This is a genomic window from Nocardioides sp. SLBN-35, from assembly GCF_006715725.1.
GTDB lineage: Bacteria > Actinomycetota > Actinomycetes > Propionibacteriales > Nocardioidaceae > Nocardioides.
In genome coordinates this window covers 2,971,493-2,991,607 of the sequence record NZ_VFNU01000001.1, presented here as the reverse complement: position 1 = coordinate 2,991,607, position 20,115 = coordinate 2,971,493, and the positions used below count along the sequence as shown (strand labels likewise).

At 71.3% G+C, this 20,115-nt stretch carries 21 protein-coding genes; 13 read left to right on the top strand and 8 right to left on the bottom strand.

Features of this window, described 5'->3' with window-relative positions; genetic code table 11:
* Position 1: 1 nt before the first annotated feature.
* The 4 genes from FBY23_RS14505 to FBY23_RS14490 all read right to left on the bottom strand — a co-directional run bounded on the left by FBY23_RS14505 (position 2) and on the right by FBY23_RS14490 (position 3,737).
* Positions 2–487, bottom strand: coding sequence for an FxsA family protein (locus FBY23_RS14505; protein WP_141798787.1), 486 nt, complete (start codon positions 485–487; stop codon positions 2–4).
* A gap of 21 nt (positions 488–508) precedes the next feature.
* The gene (locus FBY23_RS14500) at positions 509–1,258 is read right to left on the bottom strand and encodes a polyprenol monophosphomannose synthase (protein WP_260806581.1); all 750 of its coding nucleotides are present in this window, start codon (positions 1,256–1,258) and stop codon (positions 509–511) included.
* A gap of 28 nt (positions 1,259–1,286) precedes the next feature.
* Positions 1,287–2,870 carry an apolipoprotein N-acyltransferase gene (lnt, locus tag FBY23_RS14495; RefSeq protein ID WP_141798785.1) on the bottom strand — a complete coding sequence of 528 codons (1,584 nt, stop codon included), beginning with the start codon at positions 2,868–2,870 and terminating at the stop codon, positions 1,287–1,289.
* Positions 2,871–3,272: 402 nt separating this feature from the next.
* Positions 3,273–3,737: an Lrp/AsnC family transcriptional regulator gene (locus tag FBY23_RS14490; RefSeq protein ID WP_141798784.1), complete on the bottom strand. Its 465-nt coding sequence runs from the start codon at positions 3,735–3,737 to the stop codon at positions 3,273–3,275.
* Between the two features lie 28 nt (positions 3,738–3,765).
* Here FBY23_RS14490 and FBY23_RS14485 point away from each other — a divergent pair, with 28 nt between their 5' ends.
* The 12 genes from FBY23_RS14485 (at position 3,766) to FBY23_RS14430 (ending at position 14,077) form a co-directional block, all read left to right on the top strand.
* Entirely contained in the window at positions 3,766–4,692 is a 927-nt protein-coding gene (locus FBY23_RS14485; RefSeq protein ID WP_141798783.1) for a 5'-3' exonuclease, read from the top strand.
* A gap of 162 nt (positions 4,693–4,854) precedes the next feature.
* Complete coding sequence (urtA, locus tag FBY23_RS14480; protein ID WP_260805971.1) at positions 4,855–6,102, top strand: urea ABC transporter substrate-binding protein; 1,248 nt, start codon at positions 4,855–4,857, stop codon at positions 6,100–6,102.
* Between the two features lie 88 nt (positions 6,103–6,190).
* Positions 6,191–7,075: an urea ABC transporter permease subunit UrtB gene (gene urtB, locus FBY23_RS14475; RefSeq protein WP_141798781.1), complete on the top strand. Its 885-nt coding sequence runs from the start codon at positions 6,191–6,193 to the stop codon at positions 7,073–7,075.
* On the top strand, positions 7,072–8,202 hold the full coding sequence (gene urtC / locus FBY23_RS14470; protein WP_141798780.1) for an urea ABC transporter permease subunit UrtC: 1,131 nt from the start codon (positions 7,072–7,074) through the stop codon (positions 8,200–8,202). The genes urtB and urtC overlap by 4 nt, the downstream gene beginning before the upstream one ends.
* Entirely contained in the window at positions 8,199–8,951 is a 753-nt protein-coding gene (gene urtD, locus FBY23_RS14465) for an urea ABC transporter ATP-binding protein UrtD (RefSeq protein WP_141798779.1), read from the top strand. The genes urtC and urtD overlap by 4 nt, the downstream gene beginning before the upstream one ends.
* On the top strand, positions 8,944–9,624 hold the full coding sequence (locus tag FBY23_RS14460; RefSeq protein WP_141798778.1) for an ATP-binding cassette domain-containing protein: 681 nt from the start codon (positions 8,944–8,946) through the stop codon (positions 9,622–9,624). The genes urtD and FBY23_RS14460 overlap by 8 nt, the downstream gene beginning before the upstream one ends.
* 6 nt (positions 9,625–9,630) lie before the next feature.
* Positions 9,631–9,933: an urease subunit gamma gene (locus FBY23_RS14455; RefSeq protein ID WP_141798777.1), complete on the top strand. Its 303-nt coding sequence runs from the start codon at positions 9,631–9,633 to the stop codon at positions 9,931–9,933.
* Positions 9,934–9,943: 10 nt separating this feature from the next.
* The gene (gene ureB / locus FBY23_RS14450; protein ID WP_260805970.1) at positions 9,944–10,282 is read left to right on the top strand and encodes an urease subunit beta; all 339 of its coding nucleotides are present in this window, start codon (positions 9,944–9,946) and stop codon (positions 10,280–10,282) included.
* Positions 10,275–11,981: an urease subunit alpha gene (locus FBY23_RS14445; protein ID WP_141798776.1), complete on the top strand. Its 1,707-nt coding sequence runs from the start codon at positions 10,275–10,277 to the stop codon at positions 11,979–11,981. The genes ureB and FBY23_RS14445 overlap by 8 nt, the downstream gene beginning before the upstream one ends.
* Positions 11,982–11,990: 9 nt before the next feature.
* A complete protein-coding gene (locus FBY23_RS14440; RefSeq protein WP_141798775.1) occupies positions 11,991–12,650 on the top strand; it encodes an urease accessory protein UreF in 660 nt (219 codons plus the stop codon).
* Positions 12,643–13,350, top strand: coding sequence for an urease accessory protein UreG (gene ureG / locus FBY23_RS14435; protein ID WP_141798774.1), 708 nt, complete (start codon positions 12,643–12,645; stop codon positions 13,348–13,350). Before FBY23_RS14440 ends, ureG begins: the two co-directional genes overlap by 8 nt.
* Before the next feature lie 55 nt (positions 13,351–13,405).
* Positions 13,406–14,077, top strand: coding sequence for an urease accessory protein UreD (locus tag FBY23_RS14430; protein WP_160158241.1), 672 nt, complete (start codon positions 13,406–13,408; stop codon positions 14,075–14,077).
* On the opposite strand, the gene FBY23_RS14425 is transcribed toward FBY23_RS14430, so the two are convergent.
* Complete coding sequence (locus FBY23_RS14425) at positions 14,074–15,150, bottom strand: substrate-binding domain-containing protein (RefSeq protein WP_260805969.1); 1,077 nt, start codon at positions 15,148–15,150, stop codon at positions 14,074–14,076. The genes FBY23_RS14430 and FBY23_RS14425 overlap by 4 nt on opposite strands.
* Before the next feature lie 89 nt (positions 15,151–15,239).
* On the opposite strand from FBY23_RS14425, the gene FBY23_RS14420 reads away from it, so the two are divergent.
* On the top strand, positions 15,240–15,599 hold the full coding sequence (locus FBY23_RS14420) for a MarR family winged helix-turn-helix transcriptional regulator (protein WP_160158240.1): 360 nt from the start codon (positions 15,240–15,242) through the stop codon (positions 15,597–15,599).
* A 4-nt stretch (positions 15,600–15,603) separates the two neighbouring features.
* Here the strand turns inward: FBY23_RS14420 and FBY23_RS14415 are convergent, their stop codons facing one another.
* Genes FBY23_RS14415 through tatC form a run of 3 tightly spaced genes read right to left on the bottom strand, consistent with a single transcriptional unit; the run spans position 15,604 to position 20,113 of the window.
* Positions 15,604–18,384 carry an RNA helicase gene (locus FBY23_RS14415; protein ID WP_141798771.1) on the bottom strand — a complete coding sequence of 927 codons (2,781 nt, stop codon included), beginning with the start codon at positions 18,382–18,384 and terminating at the stop codon, positions 15,604–15,606.
* Complete coding sequence (locus FBY23_RS14410; protein WP_141798770.1) at positions 18,381–19,250, bottom strand: diacylglycerol kinase; 870 nt, start codon at positions 19,248–19,250, stop codon at positions 18,381–18,383. Before FBY23_RS14410 ends, FBY23_RS14415 begins: the two co-directional genes overlap by 4 nt.
* Before the next feature lie 20 nt (positions 19,251–19,270).
* Positions 19,271–20,113, bottom strand: a complete 843-nt coding sequence (tatC, locus tag FBY23_RS14405; RefSeq protein ID WP_141798769.1) for a twin-arginine translocase subunit TatC — start codon at positions 20,111–20,113, stop codon at positions 19,271–19,273.
* Positions 20,114–20,115: the final 2 nt, after the last annotated feature.

Here is a 20,115-nt window from a genome sequence, read left to right as displayed (position 1 = left end):
ATCACTGCTCGTCGATGACCTCGCCCCGGACCACGGTCGGTCCGGGGCGAGTGTCGTCTCCGGGCCCGGATGCCGGACCGTACGACACGGTGGCGCGCCGCGCGACCTGGCGGCCGGCGTACGACACCAGCAGGCCGCGGAACAGCGGACGGGTGACCGGCAGGATCAGCAGGATCCCGAGCACGTCGGTGACGAAGCCGGGGCTGAGCATGAACGCTCCGCCCAGGACGACGAGAGCGCCGTCGGCGAGCTCGCGATGCGGGAGGCGACCGGTCTCGACCCGCTCGCGCAGTGCCTGCCAGGCCTTGCGTCCCTCTCGCTTGATCAGCCAGGCGCCGACGAGGCTGTCGAGGACGAGGAGCAGGATGGTCCACCAGGGCCCGATCACCTGGCCGACCTTGATGAGCACGACGATCTCGAGGATCGGCATCACCACGAAGGCGAGGAACAGCAGCACCGCTGCCCGCCGGCTCCTCCGCCTGCTCATCGCTCCCTGCCTCTCAACTCGTCACCTCGTGTCCTGGAGCTCCCGGATCGAGGCGACCTGCGGCTGGCCCTTGAACCGATCCCAGCGCTGGCGCAGGCCCCACCACGTGATCCGCTTCAGCGACTCCAGGGCGACCTGGCCGCTCATCTTCGACTCGCCACGGACCCGCTCGACGAACTCGATCGGGACCTCACGCACCGTCAGCCCGGCCTGCAGGGTGCGGGTGACCAGGTCGGTCTGGAAGACGTAGCCGGTCGAGCGGACCTCGTCGAGGCGGATGCGCTCCAGCGTGGAGCGGCGGAACAGCCGGTAGCCCGCGGTCGCGTCGCGCACCGCGATGCCCAGCAGCATCCGGACGTAGAGGTTGCCGCCGCGGGAGAGCAGCTCGCGCTGCAAGGGCCAGTTGACGACCGAGCCACCGGGGACCCAGCGAGAGCCGATCACGAGGTCGGCGTCCTGCAGGCCCGCGAGCAGGCGCTGGAGCTGCTCGGGCTGGTGCGATCCGTCGGCGTCCATCTCGCCGATCACGTCGTAGCCGGCGTCGAGGGCCCAGCCGAACCCGGCGAGGTACGCCGCGCCGAGGCCGCCCTTGGCGGTGCGGTGCAGGACGTGGACCTGCGGGTCGGCCAGTGCGATGCCGTCGGCGACGGCGCCGGTGCCGTCGGGCGAGCCGTCGTCGACGACGAGCACGTCGACGTGCGGCTGGGCCGTGCGGACGCGCTCGACGATCCAGGCGATGTTGCTGGCCTCGTTGTAGGTCGGGATGACCATCACCGTGCGGCCCAGGGTGGAGTGCTGCTCAGACAACGGGTGCCTCACTCGGGGTCGGGGAGAGCGCAGGCGGCTCCTCGGCGGGATCCCCCTGCGCGGGGCCATCGAACTGTCTCCTTCGACGGTACGCCACGGCACCTGACACGAGAGCGGCGAGCGTCAGCAGGGTGAACATCCGTGTCGGCCATGCTCCCAGCCGCATCGCGGGGGTCAGCGCGGTGCTCAGCCCGACCTTCTCGACGAGCACGGCCGTGGTGCGTGGCTCGGCCGAGGCGACGACGCTGCCGTCGGGGGCGATCACTCCGCTCTGCCCGTTGGTGGACGCCACCGCCAGCCACCGGCCGGCCTCGATGGCTCGCAGCCGGGTGATCGCGAACTGCTGCTCGATCTGGTGGGTGAAGATGAAGCTGGCGTTGCTGGTCTGCACGGTCAGCAGCTCGGCACCGTCGCGCACCTGCGGTGGCATCACGTCGTCATAGGCGACGTCGAAGCAGATCGCGTCACCCACCCGCACCCCGGCGACCCGCAGCGGCGTGGTGCGGGTGCCGCTCTTCATGTCGCGCGAGATCAGGGCGAGCTGGCCGAACTTGGGGTTCCAGATGTCGCGGAAGGGGATGTACTCGCCGTACGGCACCGGGTGGTGCTTGGTGTAGCGGTCGCCCGGCCCGGTCTGCGGGTCCCACACGACGCCCTGGTTGAGGACGTACCTGCGACCACCGTCGACGATCCCGCCCACCACGACGGGCACCTGCGCCGCGTTGACCGCCTCGCGGATCCCGGAGTTGACCTGACCGGGCTCGAACGGGTCGACGGCGGTCGAGTTCTCGGGCCAGAGCACGAAGTCCGGCTGGGGCACCCGGCCGGCGGCGGCGTCGGCCGCGAGCCGCACCGTCGCGTCGACGTGGTTGCGGGTGACCTGCTCGTGGTCCCACAGGATGTCGTTGCCCGGGCCGGGGACGTCACCCTGGACGACCGCCACCGTGGTGGAGCCGGTCTGCGGGACGTCGTACGCAAGCACGGCGGGGGTCACCAGCAACGCCAGGACGCCCACGGCCGCCGCGGCCCACACCCGCCGGTGCTCGCGGGCCAGGGCCGCCTCGGCGAACCGGGCCAGGCAGAAGCCGGACAGGGCGAGCAGGAAGGAGAGGCCCGTCATGCCGACGTAGGCGACGGCGGGGGCCGCGGGGGTATCGATCGCGGCGAACGCCAGCCGGCCCCACGGCATCCCGCTGAAGGGCCACCCGCTGCGGACCGTCTCCATGGTCGTCCACGCGGCGGCCAGCCACAGCGGCCAGCCGGTCAGCCGGCGCAGCAGCGGCGCGGCCAGGCCGAGCAGGCCGTAGAACAGGGCCTCAACAGTCGAGAGAGCGAGCCAGGCGTCGGCCCCGATCGAGTCCTTCATCCAGGAGATGTGGCTGAAGTAGAACACCACGCCGAAGACCAGGCCGACCAGGCCGGAGCGGCGTACGGCCAGCCCCCGGGTCGCGAGCGCGAAGCAGGCCACGCCGAGCGGCAGCAGCCACGGCAGCGCCACCGGCTCGTAGGAGGCGGTCAGCAGCACGCCGCCGACGGCGGCGAGGCCGACGGCCGGGAGGAGGGGGCGCTGCACCACGGCGTGAGCCTAGACGAGGCCCGGGTGCTCGCTTGCAGGTGTCGGAAGGACCCGGGCCACCTTCGGACCATCCCGGCTCCCGACTGGCTGCCGACGCCCGCGACGTTGTCTAGGGAGACCCGGGTCCTTCCGGCTCGCTCTCGAGGAGCGAACCGACCTCCGCGAACCGTCCCCGTGCGGAGCTGGTGCTACTCCGCCGACATACGGCCACTCGGACGTCGGTCCGCCGGCCACGACCTGCACGAGCGAACGTTTCCGTACTCTGGTGACGCGCACCACATCTGTCAACCGCCGCCTGACCTGCGGTGATACACGTTCCCGCAGGTCAGCGAGGGCCCCGCGAACCGCAAGATCTCGCAAAAAGTCGGCTGATCAGCGGCGTGTCGCACGGCGACACGCCGGTCAGTGACCGACGGGCCGGTTCTCGTAGTACGTCGACAGGACGATCGTCGTGCGCGTCGAGACGTTGGCGGCCGCTCTGATGCGGCCCAGCAGCAGCTCGAGCTCCACGGGGCTGGTGGTGCGCACCTTGAGGAGGTAGGACTCCTCCCCCGCGACCGACCAGCACGACTCGATCTCGGGGATGTCGACCAGCCGTTCGGGGCAGTCGTCAGGCTGCGAGGGGTCGATCGGGCGGATCGCGATGAACGAGGTGAGCGGTACGCCGATCTCGGCGTAGTTGACCGTGGCGCCGTAGCCGAGGATCAGGCCGCGCTGCTCGAGGCGCTTGACCCGCTGGTGCACCGCGGAGGTGGACAGCCCCGTGGCCCGACCGAGGTCGGTGTAGGACATCCGGCCGTCCTTGGCCAGGAGCTCCAGGATCTGCCGGTCCGTCGCCTCGACAGCTGGATTGATGCTCTGACTCACATCGCGCAGCCTAATAGGCTGTGCCGCGATGACTGAGCGCCTTCTACTCCTCGATACGGCCAGCCTCTACTTCCGGGCCTACTTCGGCTCTCCGGAGATCCTCGCGCCGGACGGCACCAACGTGAACGCGGTGCGCGGGCTGCTGGGCTACATCTCCCAGCTGGTCGACCAGTACCGGCCCACCCACCTGGTCTGTTGCTGGGACGACGACTGGCGTCCGCAGTGGCGCGTCGACCTGATCCCGACCTACAAGGCGCACCGGGTGGTCGAGGAGGTCGTCGGCGCTCCGGACGTCGAGGAGGTGCCCGACCCGCTCGAGCTGCAGGTGCCGGTCATCCGCGAGGTGCTCGGAGCGTTCGGCATCGCCGTCGTCGGCGCGCCCGGCTACGAGGCCGACGACGTCATCGGCACCCTGGCCACCGGCGCCGGCATGCCGGTCGACGTGGTCACCGGCGACCGCGACCTGTTCCAGCTCGTCGACGACGCCGCCGCCGTCCGGGTGCTGTACGTCGGCAAGGGCGTCGGTCGTCACGAACGGGTCGACGAGGCCTGGGTGCTCGACAAGTACGGCGTGCGCGCCGACCAGTACGCCGACTTCGCCACCCTGCGCGGCGACGCCTCCGACGGCCTGCCCGGCGTCAAGGGCGTCGGCGAGAAGACCGCCGCCTCGATGCTGCAGAAGTACGACGACCTGGCCGGCATCCTCGCCGCGGTCGACGACCCGGCCAGCGACCTCGGTCCAGGACCTCGGGCCAAGATCCGTGAGGCCGCTCCCTACCTCGCGGTGGCGCCCGAGGTGGTCGCGGTCGCCCGCGACATCGACCTCCCGCGCGACCACCTCGCGCTCCCGTCCTCCCCCGCCGACCCGGACGGGCTCACTGCGCTCGTCGAGCGCTGGTCGCTGGCCTCGCCGGTGGAGCGGCTGACGGGCGTGCTGGCCGCAACAGCCGTGTAACGCGCGGTGCGGATCGCGAAACACCCATTTCATTCCATTTGGTAGTAACTGGAAATCAGCCCTTCCTAGGTTCATCGCCACCGGGGCACGGCGTCGTGCCCCCTGGCCCAGCACCCCGTCCCCCGAGACGACGGGTGCGATGACCGAGAGGGGTTGTCCCCTGTGTTCCACTCCCGTTCCCGCCTCACCGCCGGCACCGTCCTCGCCCTCACCGCGGCACTCAGCCTGAGCGCCTGCGGTGGCTCCAAGGCCGGAGACGAAGGCGCCGGCTCCACGAGCTGCGTCGACACCTCCGGCGACACCGTCAAGCTCGGCTTCCTCAACTCCACCTCCGGCGCGATGGCGATCAGCGAGCAGACCGTCCGCGACTCGCTGTCCCTCGCGGCGGAGCAGATCAACGCCTCCGGCGGCATCCTCGGCAAGAAGATCGAACCGGTCGTCGAGGACGGAGCCAGCGACCCGGCGATCTTCGCCGAGAAGATCGAGAAGCTGCTGACCGGCGACTGCGTCGCCGCCGTCTTCGGCGGCTGGACCTCTGCCTCGCGCAAGGCCATGCTGCCGGTCGTCGAGGCCGATCACGGCCTGCTCTTCTACCCGGTGCAGTACGAGGGGCTGGAGGCCTCGAAGAACATCTACTACACGGGTGCCACGACCAACCAGCAGATCATCCCAGCCATGGACTTCCTCAAGTCCAAGGGCGTGAAGACCCTGTTCCTCGCGGGGTCCGACTACGTCTTCCCGCGCACGGCGAACAAGATCATCAAGCAGTACGCCAAGGAGCTGGGCATCGAGATCGTCGGCGAGGAGTACGTCCCGCTGGACGACGACGACTGGACCACCCAGGTCGCCAAGATCGTCGACGCCAAGCCCGACTTCGTGTTCAACACGATCAACGGCTCCTCGAACGTCGGCTTCATCAAGGCCTACTACGAGCAGGGGCTGAGCCCGAAGACCTCGCCCATCATCTCGGTGTCCATCGCCGAGGAGGAGGCCCCGGCCATGGGCAAGGACGTCACCGGCCAGTACGCCGCGTGGAACTACTTCGAGTCGGTCTCGAGCCCCACGAACGACGCGTTCATCAAGGCCTTCCAGGACAAGTACGGCGCGGACCGTCCGACCTCGGACCCGATGGAGGCGGCGTACACCTCGCTGTACCTCTACAAGAACCTGGTCGAGAAGGCGGACTCGTTCGACGTCGACGAGATCAACGCCTCGGCCGACGGCGTCAGCTTCGACGCGCCGGAGGGCACCGTCACCATCGACGGCGAGAACCACCACATCGCCAAGACCGCGCTGATCGGCCAGATCAACTCCGACAACCAGTTCGACGTCGTGTGGTCCTCGGAGAAGGCGATCGAGCCCGACCCGTTCCTCGAGGGTTACGCCTGGTGGGACCCGAGCGCGAAGTGACCTGAGCGTCCCTCCCGTTCCTCTCCCGATCCCGGGGTGCCGCGTTCGCGCGAGCACGGCACCCCGGGCCTCCCGTCAGGAGTCCCCCGTGGACGCGTTCACCACCCCGCTGCTCGCCGGCACGGCGACCGGCGCGCTGCTCCTCATCGCGGCGCTCGGCCTGGCCCTCACCTTCGGCCAGATGGGCGTCATCAACATGGCGCACGGCGAGTTCCTCATGGCCGGTGCCTACACGACCTATCTCACCCAACGGGTCGTGACGGACACCGATCTGTCGATCCTGGTCGCCCTGCCGGTCGCCTTCCTGGTCGCCGGGACCCTCGGGCTGCTGCTCGAGGTCGCGATCATCCAGTGGATGTACCGGCGACCGCTCGACACCCTGCTCGTGACGGTCGGAGTGAGCCTGCTCCTCCAGCAGCTCGCCAAAGACCTCTTCGGCGCCCAGGGCGACCCGGTGCACACCCCCGGCTGGCTGGACGGGTACGTCGACGTGCTCGGCTACCACTGGCCCTACCGCCAGATGTTCACGATCCTGCTGGCCGTCGCGGCGCTGGGCACCCTCGGGGCGCTGCTGAAGTACACGTCCTACGGGCGCCGGATCCGCGCCACCGTGCAGAACCGGGACCTCGCCGAGACGATGGGCGTCTCGACCCGCACGGTCGACCGGGTGACCTTCTTCGTCGGCTCCGGCCTGGCCGGGATCGGCGGGGTCGCGGTCTCCCTGATCTCCGGAACCAACCCGAACCTCGGGACGACGTACATCATCTCGGCGTTCCTGGTGGTCGTCGCCGGTGGCCTCGGCCAGCTCCGGGGCACGGTGATCGCGGCCTTCGCCGTCGGCGTGATGACGGCCTTCCTCACCGACTGGTTCAGCTCCAGCATGGCGCAGGTCCTCACCTTCGCCGTGGTCGTCCTCTTCCTCCAGGCCCGACCGCAGGGCCTGTTCACCGTGCGCACCAGGGGGCTCGCATGAACCGGCTGCAGACCTGGGCCCGCGTGTGGGGCCCGCTCCTGGGCATCGCACTGATCGCGGTCGCGCTCCTCGTCGTGGCGCCAACAGTGCTGAGCCCGTTCCGGCTCAACAACCTCGGCAAGTACGTGTGCTGGGCCATCGCCGGTGTCGGCATCGGCCTGGCCTGGGGCCGCGGCGGCATGCTGGTCATGGGCCAGGGCGTCTTCTTCGGCCTCGGCGGCTACGCGATGGCCATGCACCTCAAGCTCGAGGCTGCCATGGCCACGGGCGGCCCGGACGCGGTTCCCGACTTCATGGTGCTGTACGGCGACGGCACCATGCCCGGCTGGTGGGAGCCATTCCGCAGCGGTGCCTTCACCCTGGCCGCCATCGTGGTGCTGCCGGCACTCGCGGCCGCCGCCCTCGGCTGGGCGATCTTCAAGCGTCGGGTCCGGGGCGCATACTTCGCGATCCTGACCCAGGCGCTGGCCGTCGCGTTCGCCACACTCCTGGTCGCCACCATCAAGCAGACCGGCGGGTTCAACGGCCTCAACCAGTTCACCCAGTTCTTCGGCTACAACCTCTACGACCCGGCGAACAAGCGGATGATCTACTCGATCGCCGCGAGCGTCCTGGTGGTCTGCCTCGTCGTGGTGTGGCAGCTGTACCGCAGCCGGTTCGGCGAGCTGCTCGTCGCGACGCGCGACGCTGAGGAGCGGGTCCGCTTCCTCGGCCACGACCCGGCCAACATCAAGCTGGTCGCCTTCGCGCTCGCGGCGGTGATGGCCAGCATCGGCGGTGCGCTGTTCGCGCCGATCACCGGGATCATCTCCCCCTCCGACGTCGACGCGACCGCATCGATCTTCCTGCTCGCGGGCGTCGCTCTCGGGGGACGCGCCCTGCTGCTCGGGCCGGCACTCGGCGCGATCGCCGTCGGGTTCGGCCGGACCGCCCTCTCGGAGTCCTTCCCCGATCAGTGGACCTACTTCCTGGGGTTGCTCTTCATCGTGGTGATCCTGTTCCTCCCCGCCGGACTGGGCAGCATCGGGTCCCAGGTGCGCGGCCGGCTGCGGGCCCTGCGACCGCTTCCCCGCCGCACCCGCGTCGCGGCGGTCGCGGCAGGAGACGAGCCGGAGGTGGCTCGGTGAAGGACGACTACCTCGAGGTCCGCGGAGTGTGTGTCGAGTTCGACGGGTTCCGGGCGGTCGACGACGTCGACCTCACCCTGCTCCAGGGCCGACTGCACTTCCTGATCGGGCCCAACGGCGCCGGCAAGACCACGCTGGTCGACGCCGTGACCGGGCTGGTGCCCGCGACCGGACTGGTCCGCCACCGCAACCGGGACCTGCTGCGGACCAAGCCGCACCGGATCGTGCGCTCCGGCATCGGACGCACCTTCCAGACGGCCACGGTCTTCGAGGGCCTCTCCGTCCTGCAGAACCTCGACATCGCCGGTGGGATCCATCGCCGGGCCTGGCAGATGGGGCTGGCTCGCCGGGGCACGCCGTCGTACGTCGAGGAGGCGCTCGAGACGATCGGGCTGACCGCGCTGCGGGACCGGCCCGCGGGCGTCCTCGCCCACGGGCAGAAGCAGTGGCTGGAGATCGGCATGCTGCTCGTGCAGGACGCGCGGGTGATGCTGCTCGACGAGCCGGTGGCTGGGATGAGCGCCGAGGAGCGTGAGCAGACCGGCGACCTGCTCCGCCGGATCGGCGGCGAGCGGACCATCGTGGTCATCGAGCACGACATGGAGTTCGTGCGGAGCTACGCCGACGTCGTGACGGTCATGCACGCCGGCAAGGTCCTCGCCGAGGGCACAGTCGCCGAGATCCAGACCGACCCGAGGGTCCAGGAGGTCTACCTGGGCCGCACTGCCGAGGAGGCGGACCATGCTTGAGCTGCGCGACGTGACGGCCGGCTACGGCCGGACCCGGGTCCTGGAGGACGTCTCGCTCCGCGTGCCGGAGGGTGGTGCCGTGGCCGTGATGGGCCACAACGGAGCAGGCAAGACCACCCTCCTGCGCGTCGCCGTCGGCCTGCTGCCCGTGATGCGAGGCCAGGTCCTGCTCGACGGCGAGGACGTCACCCGCCTGCGCCCCCACAAGCGGGTCGCCCGCGGCCTGGGCTACGTGCCGCAGGGCCAGCTGTCGTTCCCCCAGATGACCACCCTGGAGAACCTCCAGCTGGTCACCACGCAACGATCCGCGATCGACGGGGTGCTGGACACCTTCCCCGCGCTGCGCGACCTGCTCACCCAGCGTGCCGGCCTGTTGTCCGGCGGCCAGCGGCAGCAGCTGGCGATCGCCCGGACGCTGCTCACGAAGCCACGACTGCTCATCCTCGACGAGCCGACCGAGGGCATCCAGCCCAACGTCGTCGCCGAGATCGAATCGGTGATCACGGCGCTGACCGCGCGGGGCGACCTGTCCGTGCTGCTCGTGGAGCAGCACGTGGGGTTCGCCCTGCGCAGCACCGACGCGTATGCAGTGCTCGAGTCCGGCCGGGTGACCTCCAGCGGCGTCGGCGGCGCGGGCGCTCTGGACGCGGTCCGCACGGCGATGGCGGTGTGAGGCTTCATGCACCTCACTCCCGCCGACACGGAGAAGCTGCTGCTCAGCGTCGCCGGCATGGTCGCGCGCGACCGGCTCGCCCGCGGCCTGCTCCTGAACTACCCGGAGGCCGTCGCGTTGCTGTCGTGCTGGGTCATCGAGGAGGCCCGCGCCGGCGGCACCGTCGTCGACCTGATGGAGCGCGGGCGTGAGGTGCTGGTCCGCGACCAGGTCATGCCCGGTGTCGCGGAGATGCTCCTCGACGTCCAGGTCGAGGCCACGTTCGACGACGGGCGCAAGCTCGTCACCCTCCACCACCCGATCGCCTGAGGAGCCAGCAGTGGGAATCCTGACCGACGGCCCCGGGGCCACCCGTCCCGGGGCCGGCACCGTGGCACTCAACGCCGACCGGTCCGGAGCAGAGCGATGTCTGCTCGTGATCACCAACACCGGTGACCGCCCGGTCCAGATCGGGTCGCACCTGCACCTTCCCGACGCGAACTCGGCGTTGTCCTTCGACCGGGCTGCGGCGCACGGGTTCCGGCTGGACGTGCCGTCGGGGACCTCGCGAAGGTTCGAGCCCGGTGCGTCACAGGAGGTCGCGATCGTCGCGCTGCGCGGCGCCCGGGTCGTCCGCGGCATCCAGGTGCGTGCGGACGGAGGCATGCTCGATGGTTGAGATCAGCAGGGCCGCGTATGCAGCCCTCTACGGCCCCACCGTCGGCGACCAGGTCCGCCTGGGTGACACCGACCTGTGGATCGAGGTGGAGCAGGACTGGGTGGTCGGCGGCGAGGAGGCGGTCTTCGGCGGCGGCAAGTCGATCCGCGAGTCGATGGCGCAATCGACCCGCACCTCGGCCGAGGGCGCCCTCGACACGGTGATCACGAACGCGCTCGTGCTCGACCACTGGGGCGTCGTCCACGCCGACGTCGGGATCCGCGCCGGCCGGATCGTCGCGCTCGGCCGGTCCGGCAACCCTGACATCGCCGACGGCGTGCACCCGGACCTGGTGATCGGACCTGGCACGGACGTGATCGCCGGCGAGGGCAAGATCCTCACCGCCGGCGCGATCGACGTGCACGTCCACCTGCTGTCGCGCTCGCAGCTCGTCGAGGCGCTCGCCACCGGCACCACGACGATCGCGGGTGGCGGCACCGGCCCCTCGGAGGGCTCGAAGGCGACCACCGTGACGCCCGGTGCCTGGCACCTGACGACGGTCCACCGGGCGCTGGACTCCGTGCCGCTCAACGTGCTCCTGTTCGGAAAGGGCAACACGGTCAGTGCCGGCGGGCTCGCCGAGCAGGCGCTCGCCGGCGCGGCGGGGTACAAGGTCCACGAGGACTGGGGCTCGACCCCCGCGGCGATCGACGCGTCGCTCCGCGCCGCCGACGAGTTCGGCCTGCAGGTCGCCCTGCACTCCGACAGCCTCAACGAGGCCGGGTACGTCGAGTCGACCATCGGCGCGATCGCCGGACGCGGCATCCACGCCTTCCACGCCGAGGGCGCGGGCGGTGGCCACGCGCCGGACATCCTCACGGTCGCCGGCCTCCCGCACGTCATCCCAGGCTCGACCAATCCGACCCTTCCGCACACGGTCAACACCGTCGCCGAGCACCTCGACATGCTCATGGTCTGCCACCACCTCAACCCCCAGGTGCCCGAGGACCTCGCCTTCGCCGAGTCACGCATCCGGGCGACGACCATCGCGGCCGAGGACCTGCTGCACGACATCGGCGCCCTGTCGATCACCTCCTCGGACGCCCAGGCGATGGGACGCATCGGCGAGGTGGTCTGCCGGACCTGGCAGGTCGCGCACGTCATGAAGGCGCAGTACGGCGCGCACGGCGACCTCGCCGAGGGGCCGGCCGACAACGCCCGCGCCCGACGCTACGTCGCCAAGTACACGATCAACCCCGCGGTCGCGCACGGAATCGACCACGAGGTCGGCTCCGTCGAGCCCGGAAAGCTCGCCGACCTCGTGCTGTGGGACCCACGGTTCTTCGGGATCCGTCCGCAGGTGGTGCTGAAGTCCGGAACGCTCGTGTGGGGAGCGCTCGGGGACCCCAACGCCTCGATCCCGACGCCCCAGCCGGTGCTGATGCGTCCGACGCTCGTCGAGGACGGCAGTGTGCATGCCGTCACCTTCGTGTCGCCGGCAGCGCTGGCCGACGGCATCACGGACCGCCTCGCCCTGCGCCGGCGTCTGGCCGCACTCAAGCCGACCCGCACGGTGACGAAGGCCAACATGATCAACAACACCACGCTGCCCCGCATCGACATCGATCCCGAGACCTTCCAGATCGACGTCGACGGCGAGCGGGTCGTTCCCTACCCGGCGACCGAGCTGCCGCTGTCGCGCCTCTACTCGATGTTCTGAGGCACTGCCATGGCCCATCCCGAGCTCGTCCTCCTGCTGCTCGCCGACGCGCGGCTGCCCGTCGGCGGGCACACCCAGTCCGGAACCCTGGAGGGGGCCCTGGCCCAGGGGCTGACGGCGGCCGACGTACCCGGCTACCTCCGTACCCGGCTGCTGAGCAGCACCCGGGTCGAAGCGGGCACAGCCGTCGTCGCCCGAGCCACCGTCGAGCGTCACGGCCCCCTCGACCAGGTGGAGCGGGCCTGGGCGGCCCGCACGGTGTCGCCCGCCCTGCGCGAGGCGTCCCGGGTGCAAGGCCATGCGTTGCTGCGGCTGGTGCGCCGGACCTGGCCGGACCTGTCGAGACCGCTGGACGACGTCCCGCGCCCGAGCCGCGGCACTGTTCTCGGCGCCCTGTGCGCCGGCCTCGGCCTGGGCGCGGCCTCCGTCGCCCGTCTGGTCGCGTACGACGACGTGCAGACCGTCTGCGCGGCGGCGCTCAAGCTGCTGCCCCTCGACCCGCTCACGGTGGCCGGGTGGGCCGCCGAGTCGCTCACCGGCATCGCCGACCTGGAGGCCGCGGTGTCGTGGGCGGAGCTGCCCACCGACATCCCGGCCTGCTCGGCCCCCCAGATCGAGGCGTGGGCACAGGCCCACGCCGCCAGCACCAGGAGGTTGTTCCGTGCCTGACCACCGCCATCCCCACCCGGCCTCGCCTCCCACGCGGCCGCTCCGCCTCGGCGTGTGCGGTCCGGTCGGCACCGGGAAGAGCTCTCTGATCGCGCTGCTGTGCCGCGAGCTGTCCGCCCGGCTCGAGCTCGCCGTGGTCACCAACGACATCTACACCGACGAGGACGCCCGGTTCCTGCGCTCAGCGGGCGTGCTGGCGCCGGAGCGGATCCGCGCGGTGGAGACCGGCGCCTGCCCCCACACCGCGATCCGGGACGACATCAGCGCGAACCTCACGACCGTCGAGGAGCTCGAGGACGCCTTCCCCGGCCTGGACCTGGTCCTGCTCGAGTCCGGCGGCGACAACCTCACCGCCACCTTCTCCCCCGCCCTCGTCGACGCCCAGGTGTTCGTCCTCGACGTCGCCGGAGGCGGCGACGTCGCCCGCAAGGGCGGCCCCGGCATCGAGCGCGCCGACCTGCTCATCGTGAACAAGACCGACCTGGCGCCGTACGTCGGCGTGGACGTGCCCCGCATGCTCGCCGACGCCACTGCCGCCCGCGGCGAAGGGCCAGTCATCGGGCTCTCCCGCTCCGACCGGTCGAGCATCGACGAGCTCGTCGGGTGGGTCGAGGAGGTCCGCCGCAGCCAGACGGCGGGAGTGCACGTGCCCGTCGACCCCGGCCCGATGGCGCACCACGTGCATGCTCACGAGCACTGAGCGCACGGCACGGACCCGGATCCGCGTCTCTCCGACGGACACGGGTCGATGCCTCGTGCGCAGCACGGTCACCCTCTCCGACCCGACCGCGTCCTCCCTGCGGCCCGTGCTCGTCGACCACGACCACACGTGCGCTCGGATCTCGCTCGTGCCGGAGGGCGCCCTGCTCCTGGCCGGGGACCGGGTCGAGGTCGACATCGCGGTGGACGCCGGTACGCGTCTCGACGTGGTCGAACCGGGCGGCACGGTCGCGTTCGACATGCGCGGCGGCCGGGCCCGCTGGGACGTACGGCTCACGCTCGGACGGGGTGCCGTCCTGACCTGGGCCGGGGAGCCCTTCGTGGTCTCCGCCGGGGCCGCGGTGCAGCGGTCGACCCGGGCCCGGATCCGCGACGGGGCGGTGCTGGCGCTGCGGGAGTCGCTGGTTCTCGGCCGCCACGGCGAGGAACCGGGACGGGTCCACCAGACCACGGAGGTGCTCTCCGGGAGCGGCCCGGTCCTGGTCGAGGACCTCACCATCGACGCGCTCACGGCCCGCGCACTTCTGGGCGGGCACCGGGTGATGTCGTCGGTGCTGCTGGTGGGTGCGCCGCAGCCCGGCGACGCCGAGCACCGCTACGACCTCGAGGGCGGGGCCGTGCTGTGGCGCCGGCTCGGGGTGCAGGCTCACGAGGCGGACCTGGCAACGGTGTGGCAGACCGCCCGCGGTGCGGCAGGTGGCCTCTAGTGCACGCGCGCGATCTGCTGCTCGACGCGGAAGCCCAGTCCGTCGGCGACCGCGAGGTACACGTCCTGGTCGAGCAGGTTGCCGTCGAGCCGCATCAGACCCCGCGGGCTGGCGTAGAAGTGGCCGTCCGGCAGCGCCGCTGCAGCGGCGACGCTCAGCGAGCCGCAGACCTCACCGACCCGGGCGAGGAAGGTGAGCACCTCGTAGCAGGACTCCCCGACCGCGTTGAGCGCCGGCGCCCACCGTCCCCAGCGGGCGTAGTAGTCGCGCGCCAGCGCCGAGCTCTCGGCTGTGCCCATGCCGTCGAAGTACGCCGCTGCGGCGTACATGCCCTCGCCGGCGGCCGGCCCGCCGGCGAGCAGCGTGTTCTCCTCGACCGCGGGACTCAGCCGCGGCATGGTCGCGGTGAGGCCGGAGCGGGCGAACTGCCGGTTGAAGTGCACGGCGTCCTGGCCCATCAGCAGCATGATCACCCCGTCGACCGGCTCGCGAGCAAGGCCGTCGATGACGGTCGCGAAGTCGGTCGTGCCGAGGGGCACGTAGGTCTCGCTCACGACCTCGGACGGGGTGTCCTCCAGGGCCAGGCGCGCCGTCGTACCGGTCACCCGCGGGAACACGTAGTCATTGCCGAGGATCGCCCAGCGGCCCACCCCCAACTCCTCGCGCATCCAGTGCGCCGCGGGCAGCAGCTGGTTGACCGGACGCTCCCCGATCAGGAAGACGCCGGGCGTCGGGTCGCTGCCCTCGTGCATGGCGCCGAACGCGTAGACGACACGGCCCCCGACCCGTCGGGTGACCGCCTGGCGCACCGCCGACGTGTGCCAGCCCGCGACCGCCTGCACACGTCCGTCGTCGACCAGGCGACCGACCTCGGCAGCCACCACCCGTGGCTCGCGCCCGCCGTCGACCACCACCAGCTCGACCTGCCTCCCGGCTATCCCGGTGCCGGCGTTCAGCTGCTCGACCGCGAGCTCGCCGCAGGCCAGGCAGGAGGGGCCGTAGATGCCCGTCGGCCCCTGGAGCGGGACGACGAAGGCGATGGTCAGCCGGTCGTCGTGGCGCAGGAGGGGCACGGATGCCTAGGTTAGGACCGGAATGGCGAGGTGCCCCCGGCGTTCACACGCGTTCACACGAACGTCACAAACCAGGCGAGGAGGCCGCGGTGAACCAGCAGCCACAGGCCAGCCTGGCCGTGAAGGTGCGGCAGGTCGAGGCCGGGTTGCGCCGCGTGCTCCAGCCGATCCTCGACGAGCAGGGCCTCGCGATGGACCACTGGCGGATCATCGCCGTGGTCGGCGCCGAGCCCGGTCTCGCGATGAGCGAGATCGCGACGGCCGCCGTCGTCCCGGCCGCCAGCCTGACCCGGCACGTCGACCGGCTCGTCTCCCAGGGCATCATCGTGCGTCGGATCGACCCGGACGACCGGCGCCGCGCCGTGGCGGCCTTGTCGCCCCGCGGTGAGGCCTACGCCGCCCGGTTGCGTGCCGCTGAGCGCTCCGTGGCGCCGGGCGGGCTCGGCTGACCGGTCAGCCCGTCGCGACGATCCCGCGCCGCAGCTGCTTGACCAGCTGCCGGGCGGTGTCGCGGACCGGCGTACCGGCAGCGGCGTCGGCGATCTGGCCGGCGAAGTCGATGAGCTGCTTCATCTGGCGCACGAAGTCGCCGGCGGTCTGGTCGTTGCGGGTGATGATCTCGTCGAGCTCCTGTCCCTCGGCCCACCGCCACGCGGTCCACGCGAACCCGGCGTCGGGCTTGCGGAGGAAGTCGAGGCGGTGGTCACGCTCGAGTCGCTCCAGCTCGCCCCACAGCCGCACCATCGCCTCGATGGTGACCGCGATCGCGCCACCCGGCATGTTCGGCGGGCCCTCCTCTGGGCGCCGGGCCTCGTAGACCAAGGCGGAGAGCACCGCGCCGAGCTGGGAGGGCGTGAGGTCGTCCCACAGGCCGGTGCGCAGCGACTCCGCGGCGACCAGGTCGAGCTCGGAGTAGATCCGCATCAGGCCGCGGCCGCGCTCGGTGACCTCGTCGTCGTGGAGGTAGTCGAGCGCCTCGAGCACCTCGCACACCCGGTCGAAGGTCCGCGCGACGGTGTTGGTACGACGCTCGATCCGCTGCGCGAGGAGCTCGGTGTCCTTCTGCAGCTTCGCGTACCTCTCCGCCCAGCGGGCGTGGTCCTCGCGGTCGGCACAGCCGTGGCAGGGGTGCTCGCGGACCTGGGCACGCAGGGCCTGGATCTGGCGGGCGACGTCCTCGTCGACCGGACCGCGCTCGCCGCGCGGCCGGGTGACCGACAGCGGCAGCGCCCGCACCGCCTCGCGGACCTGCTGGGCGATGTCCTTGCGCTGGTGCGGGTTGCGGGCGTCGACCCGCTTCGGCAGCTTGATCCGGGCGACCGGCTCGACCGGCGTCGGGAAGTCCATCATCGCCAGCCGGCGGCCCTGCCGCTCGGCGGTGATGACCAACGGGCGGTGGCCGTGCTCGGACAGGCCGGGGTCGACGACGACGGCCGGCCCGGCGAACTTGCCGACGGGTACGACGATCACGTCGCCCGGCTGCAGCCGCTCGAGGGAGGCCAGCGCCTCGTCGCGCCGGTCCTTCCGGCGTACCTTGCTCGACTCCTTCTCGAGCTCCGAGATCCGCCGGCGCAGCCCGGCGTACTCCATGAAGTCGCCGAGGTGGCACTGCGCGGCGTCGGCGTACCCGGCGAGCGCGTCCTCGGCCTTGCGCAGCTGGCGGGCCAGCCCGACGACGGCACGGTCGGCCTGGAACTGGGCGAAGGACTGCTCGAGCAGCTCACGCGCCTGGTGGCGGCCGTAGGAGTGCACCAGGTTGACCGCCATGTTGTACGACGGGCGGAAGCTGCTCCGCAGCGGATAGGTGCGTGTCGAGGCGAGTCCTGCGAGCTCGCGCGGGTTCATCCCCGGCTGCCAGAGCACGACGGCGTGGCCCTCGATGTCGAGCCCGCGACGACCGGCGCGGCCGGTGAGCTGGGTGTACTCCCCCGGCGTGATGTCGGCGTGGGTCTCGCCGTTCCACTTGCTCAGCTTCTCCAGTACCACCGTGCGCGCGGGCATGTTGATGCCGAGGGCGAGGGTCTCGGTGGCGAAGACGATCTTGATCAGCCCGCGCAGGTAGAGCTCCTCGACGCACTCCTTGAAGGCGGGCAGCATGCCGGCGTGGTGGGCGGCCACGCCGCGCGAGGCGGCGTCGAGGAAGTCGTGGTAGCCGAGGACGTGGAGGTCGGCCGACGGCAGCCCGCCGAGGGTGCTCTCGACGTACGCGATCACCTCGTCGCGCTCCTCGGCGGAGGTGAGCCGGAGGTTGGCGTCGAGGCACTGCTGGACGGCGGCGTCGCAGCCGGCGCGGCTGAAGATGAAGTCGATCGCGGGCAGCAGGTTGTCGCGCTGCAGCCGCTCGACGACGTCGAGGCGGCCCGGGATCCAGATCCGGCGCCCGTTGCCGACGTTGCGGCTGCCGGGACCGCCCTGCCGGGACCCGCGCGGCTGCCGGTGCCCCTTGAGCCGGCTCGAGGCCCAGTCGTCGCGGGCCAGCTTCATCAGCTCGTCGTTGACCGGCGCACCCTCGCGGACGAACCCGGCGGCGGCGTCGACGTCGGAGGAGGCGAACAGGTCGAGGAGCCGGCGCCCGACCATCACGTGCTGGAACAGCGGCACCGGACGGCGCTCGGCGACGATGGTGCGGGTCGCGCCGCGGACCGTCTCCAGCCACTCGCCGAACTCCTCGGCGTTGGACACGGTCGCCGACAGCGAGATCACCGACACCGACTCGGGCAGGTGGATGATGACCTCCTCCCACACGGCGCCGCGGGAGCGGTCGGCGAGGTAGTGCACCTCGTCCATCACGACGAACCCGAGCCCGACGAGGGTCCGGGACCGGGCGTAGAGCATGTTGCGCAGCACCTCGGTCGTCATCACGACCACCGGCGCCTCGCCGTTGATCGTGGTGTCGCCAGTCAGCAGGCCGACCTTGTCCTTGCCGTAGCGGGCAGCCAGGTCGGCGTACTTCTGGTTCGACAGCGCCTTGATCGGCGTCGTGTAGAAGCACTTGCGGCCGGTCTCCAGCGCGAGGTGGACCGCGAACTCCCCCACCACCGTCTTGCCCGCGCCGGTGGGCGCGGCGACCAGCACGCCGTCGCCGTCCTCGACCGCCTTGCAGCCCTCGACCTGGAACTCGTCGAGCTCGAAGGGGAAGCCGGCCGCGAAGTCGCGGAAGACGGGATGGCCCTTGTGCTTGCGGTACGACGCGTAGCGCTGCGCCGGGCTGAGGTCGTCGTCGTGCTCGCTCATGCGATCACCTGCAGCGCCGCGGGAACGGACTCGACGGTCAGGGGCAACGGGCCGAAGCGCTCGCCGTCGGCGTACCCGACGATCCCGGAGCAGGCGACGGTCACCCGGCGCACCCGGTGGCGCTCGTACTGCGGATGGGTCACGTGGCTCCCGTCGAACAGCTTCGGATAGGTCCGCACGAGCTCGCGGCGGCTCAGCGGCTTGATCAGCACCACGTCGAGGAGCCCGTCGTCGAGCAGTGCGCCCTCGGTGATCCGCAGCCCGCCGCCGAAGGACGGGCCGTTGCCGACCGCGACCAGCATCGCCTCGACCTGCCGCTCGACCCCGTCGAGCTCGAGGACGTAGCGCAGCGGCCGGAAGGTGCGCAGCTCGGCGAGCGTGGCGAGGTTGTAGCGCATCTGTCCCTTGGGCCAGCGCATCCGGTTGGCGCGCTCGTTGACGACCGCGTCGAAGCCGGCGGCGAGGACGCCGCCGAAGTACCGCTCGCCGATCCTGGCCAGGTCGATGGTGCGGCGGGTGCCGTGCAGGATGCGTACGGCGGCCGCGGCCCCGTCGCCGCGCGGCAGGTCGAAGTAGCGGGCGAAGTCGTTGCCGGTGCCGGCGGGCAGGATGCCGAGCGGCACGTCGGTCCCGGCGACGGCCTGGATGCCGATGTTGACCATCCCGTCACCGCCGCACACGACCAGCGCGTCCGGCTCCTCGGCCGCGGCCACCCGAGCCAGGTCGAGCGCGTCGTCGGCGTCGCGGCCGGTGAGGACCGTCGTACGCCACCCGGCGCCGTGGAACCGGGGCAGCGCCTCGTCGCGCATCCGCGCACCCCGCCCCTTGCCGGAGGTGGGGTTGGTGAGGACGATCGCGCGGGGCACGGGTGAAGGCTAGCCGCGGGTCACAGCTCGAGCGGGCTGGCCTCGTCGGGCGAGAGCCCGGCGTTGATGGCCTTGCGCGCGCGCCGGCGGTCGTTGAGCCGGGCGATCACCTCGGAGACGAGGAACAGCACGATCATCGGCACGGCCATGAACGTCATCGTGAACGGGTCCGTGGACGGGGTCGCGGCCGCGGCGAAGATGAACGTGCCGATCACGATCCACGGCCGGGCGGCGCCGAGGGCCTTGCCCTTGACCACGCCGGCCATGTTGAGCAGGACGACGAACACCGGGATCTCGAACGCGATGCCGAAGACGAGCAGCGTGCGCGTGAAGAAGCTGAGGTAGTCGTTGAACTCGACCAGGTTGGTGAGGTCGGCCTGGGTGAACCCGATCAGGATCTCCAGGCCCTTGGGCAAGGTGAAGTACCCGAGCGCGATGCCACCGAGGAACAGCGGGCCGGCGATCAGCGCGAACAGGATCGTCCAGCGCTTCTCGTTGGCGTGCAGCCCGGGCAGGATGAACGCCCAGATCTGGTAGAGCCAGATCGGGCTGGTGCCGACGACGGCGGTCAGCCCGCACAGCTTCAGGTAGAGGATGAAGCCGCCCGCGACGCCGCTGGTCGTCGCCATGGTGCGCTCCGCGCCGAGCGCCTCGCGAGCCTTCTGGTACGGGTCGTTGATGACCGCGAAGATCGGGTCGAAGAAGAACAGCGCGACGATGAACCCGACGAGGAGCACGAACGCGGCCTTGAGGATCCGCGCCCGCAGCTCCCGCAGGTGATCGGACAGCGCCATCCGCCCGTCGTCACCGACGGGATGGACGGGCTTCCCGATGAAGAGCTTGAGGAGTCCCGTGTACGCCAAGG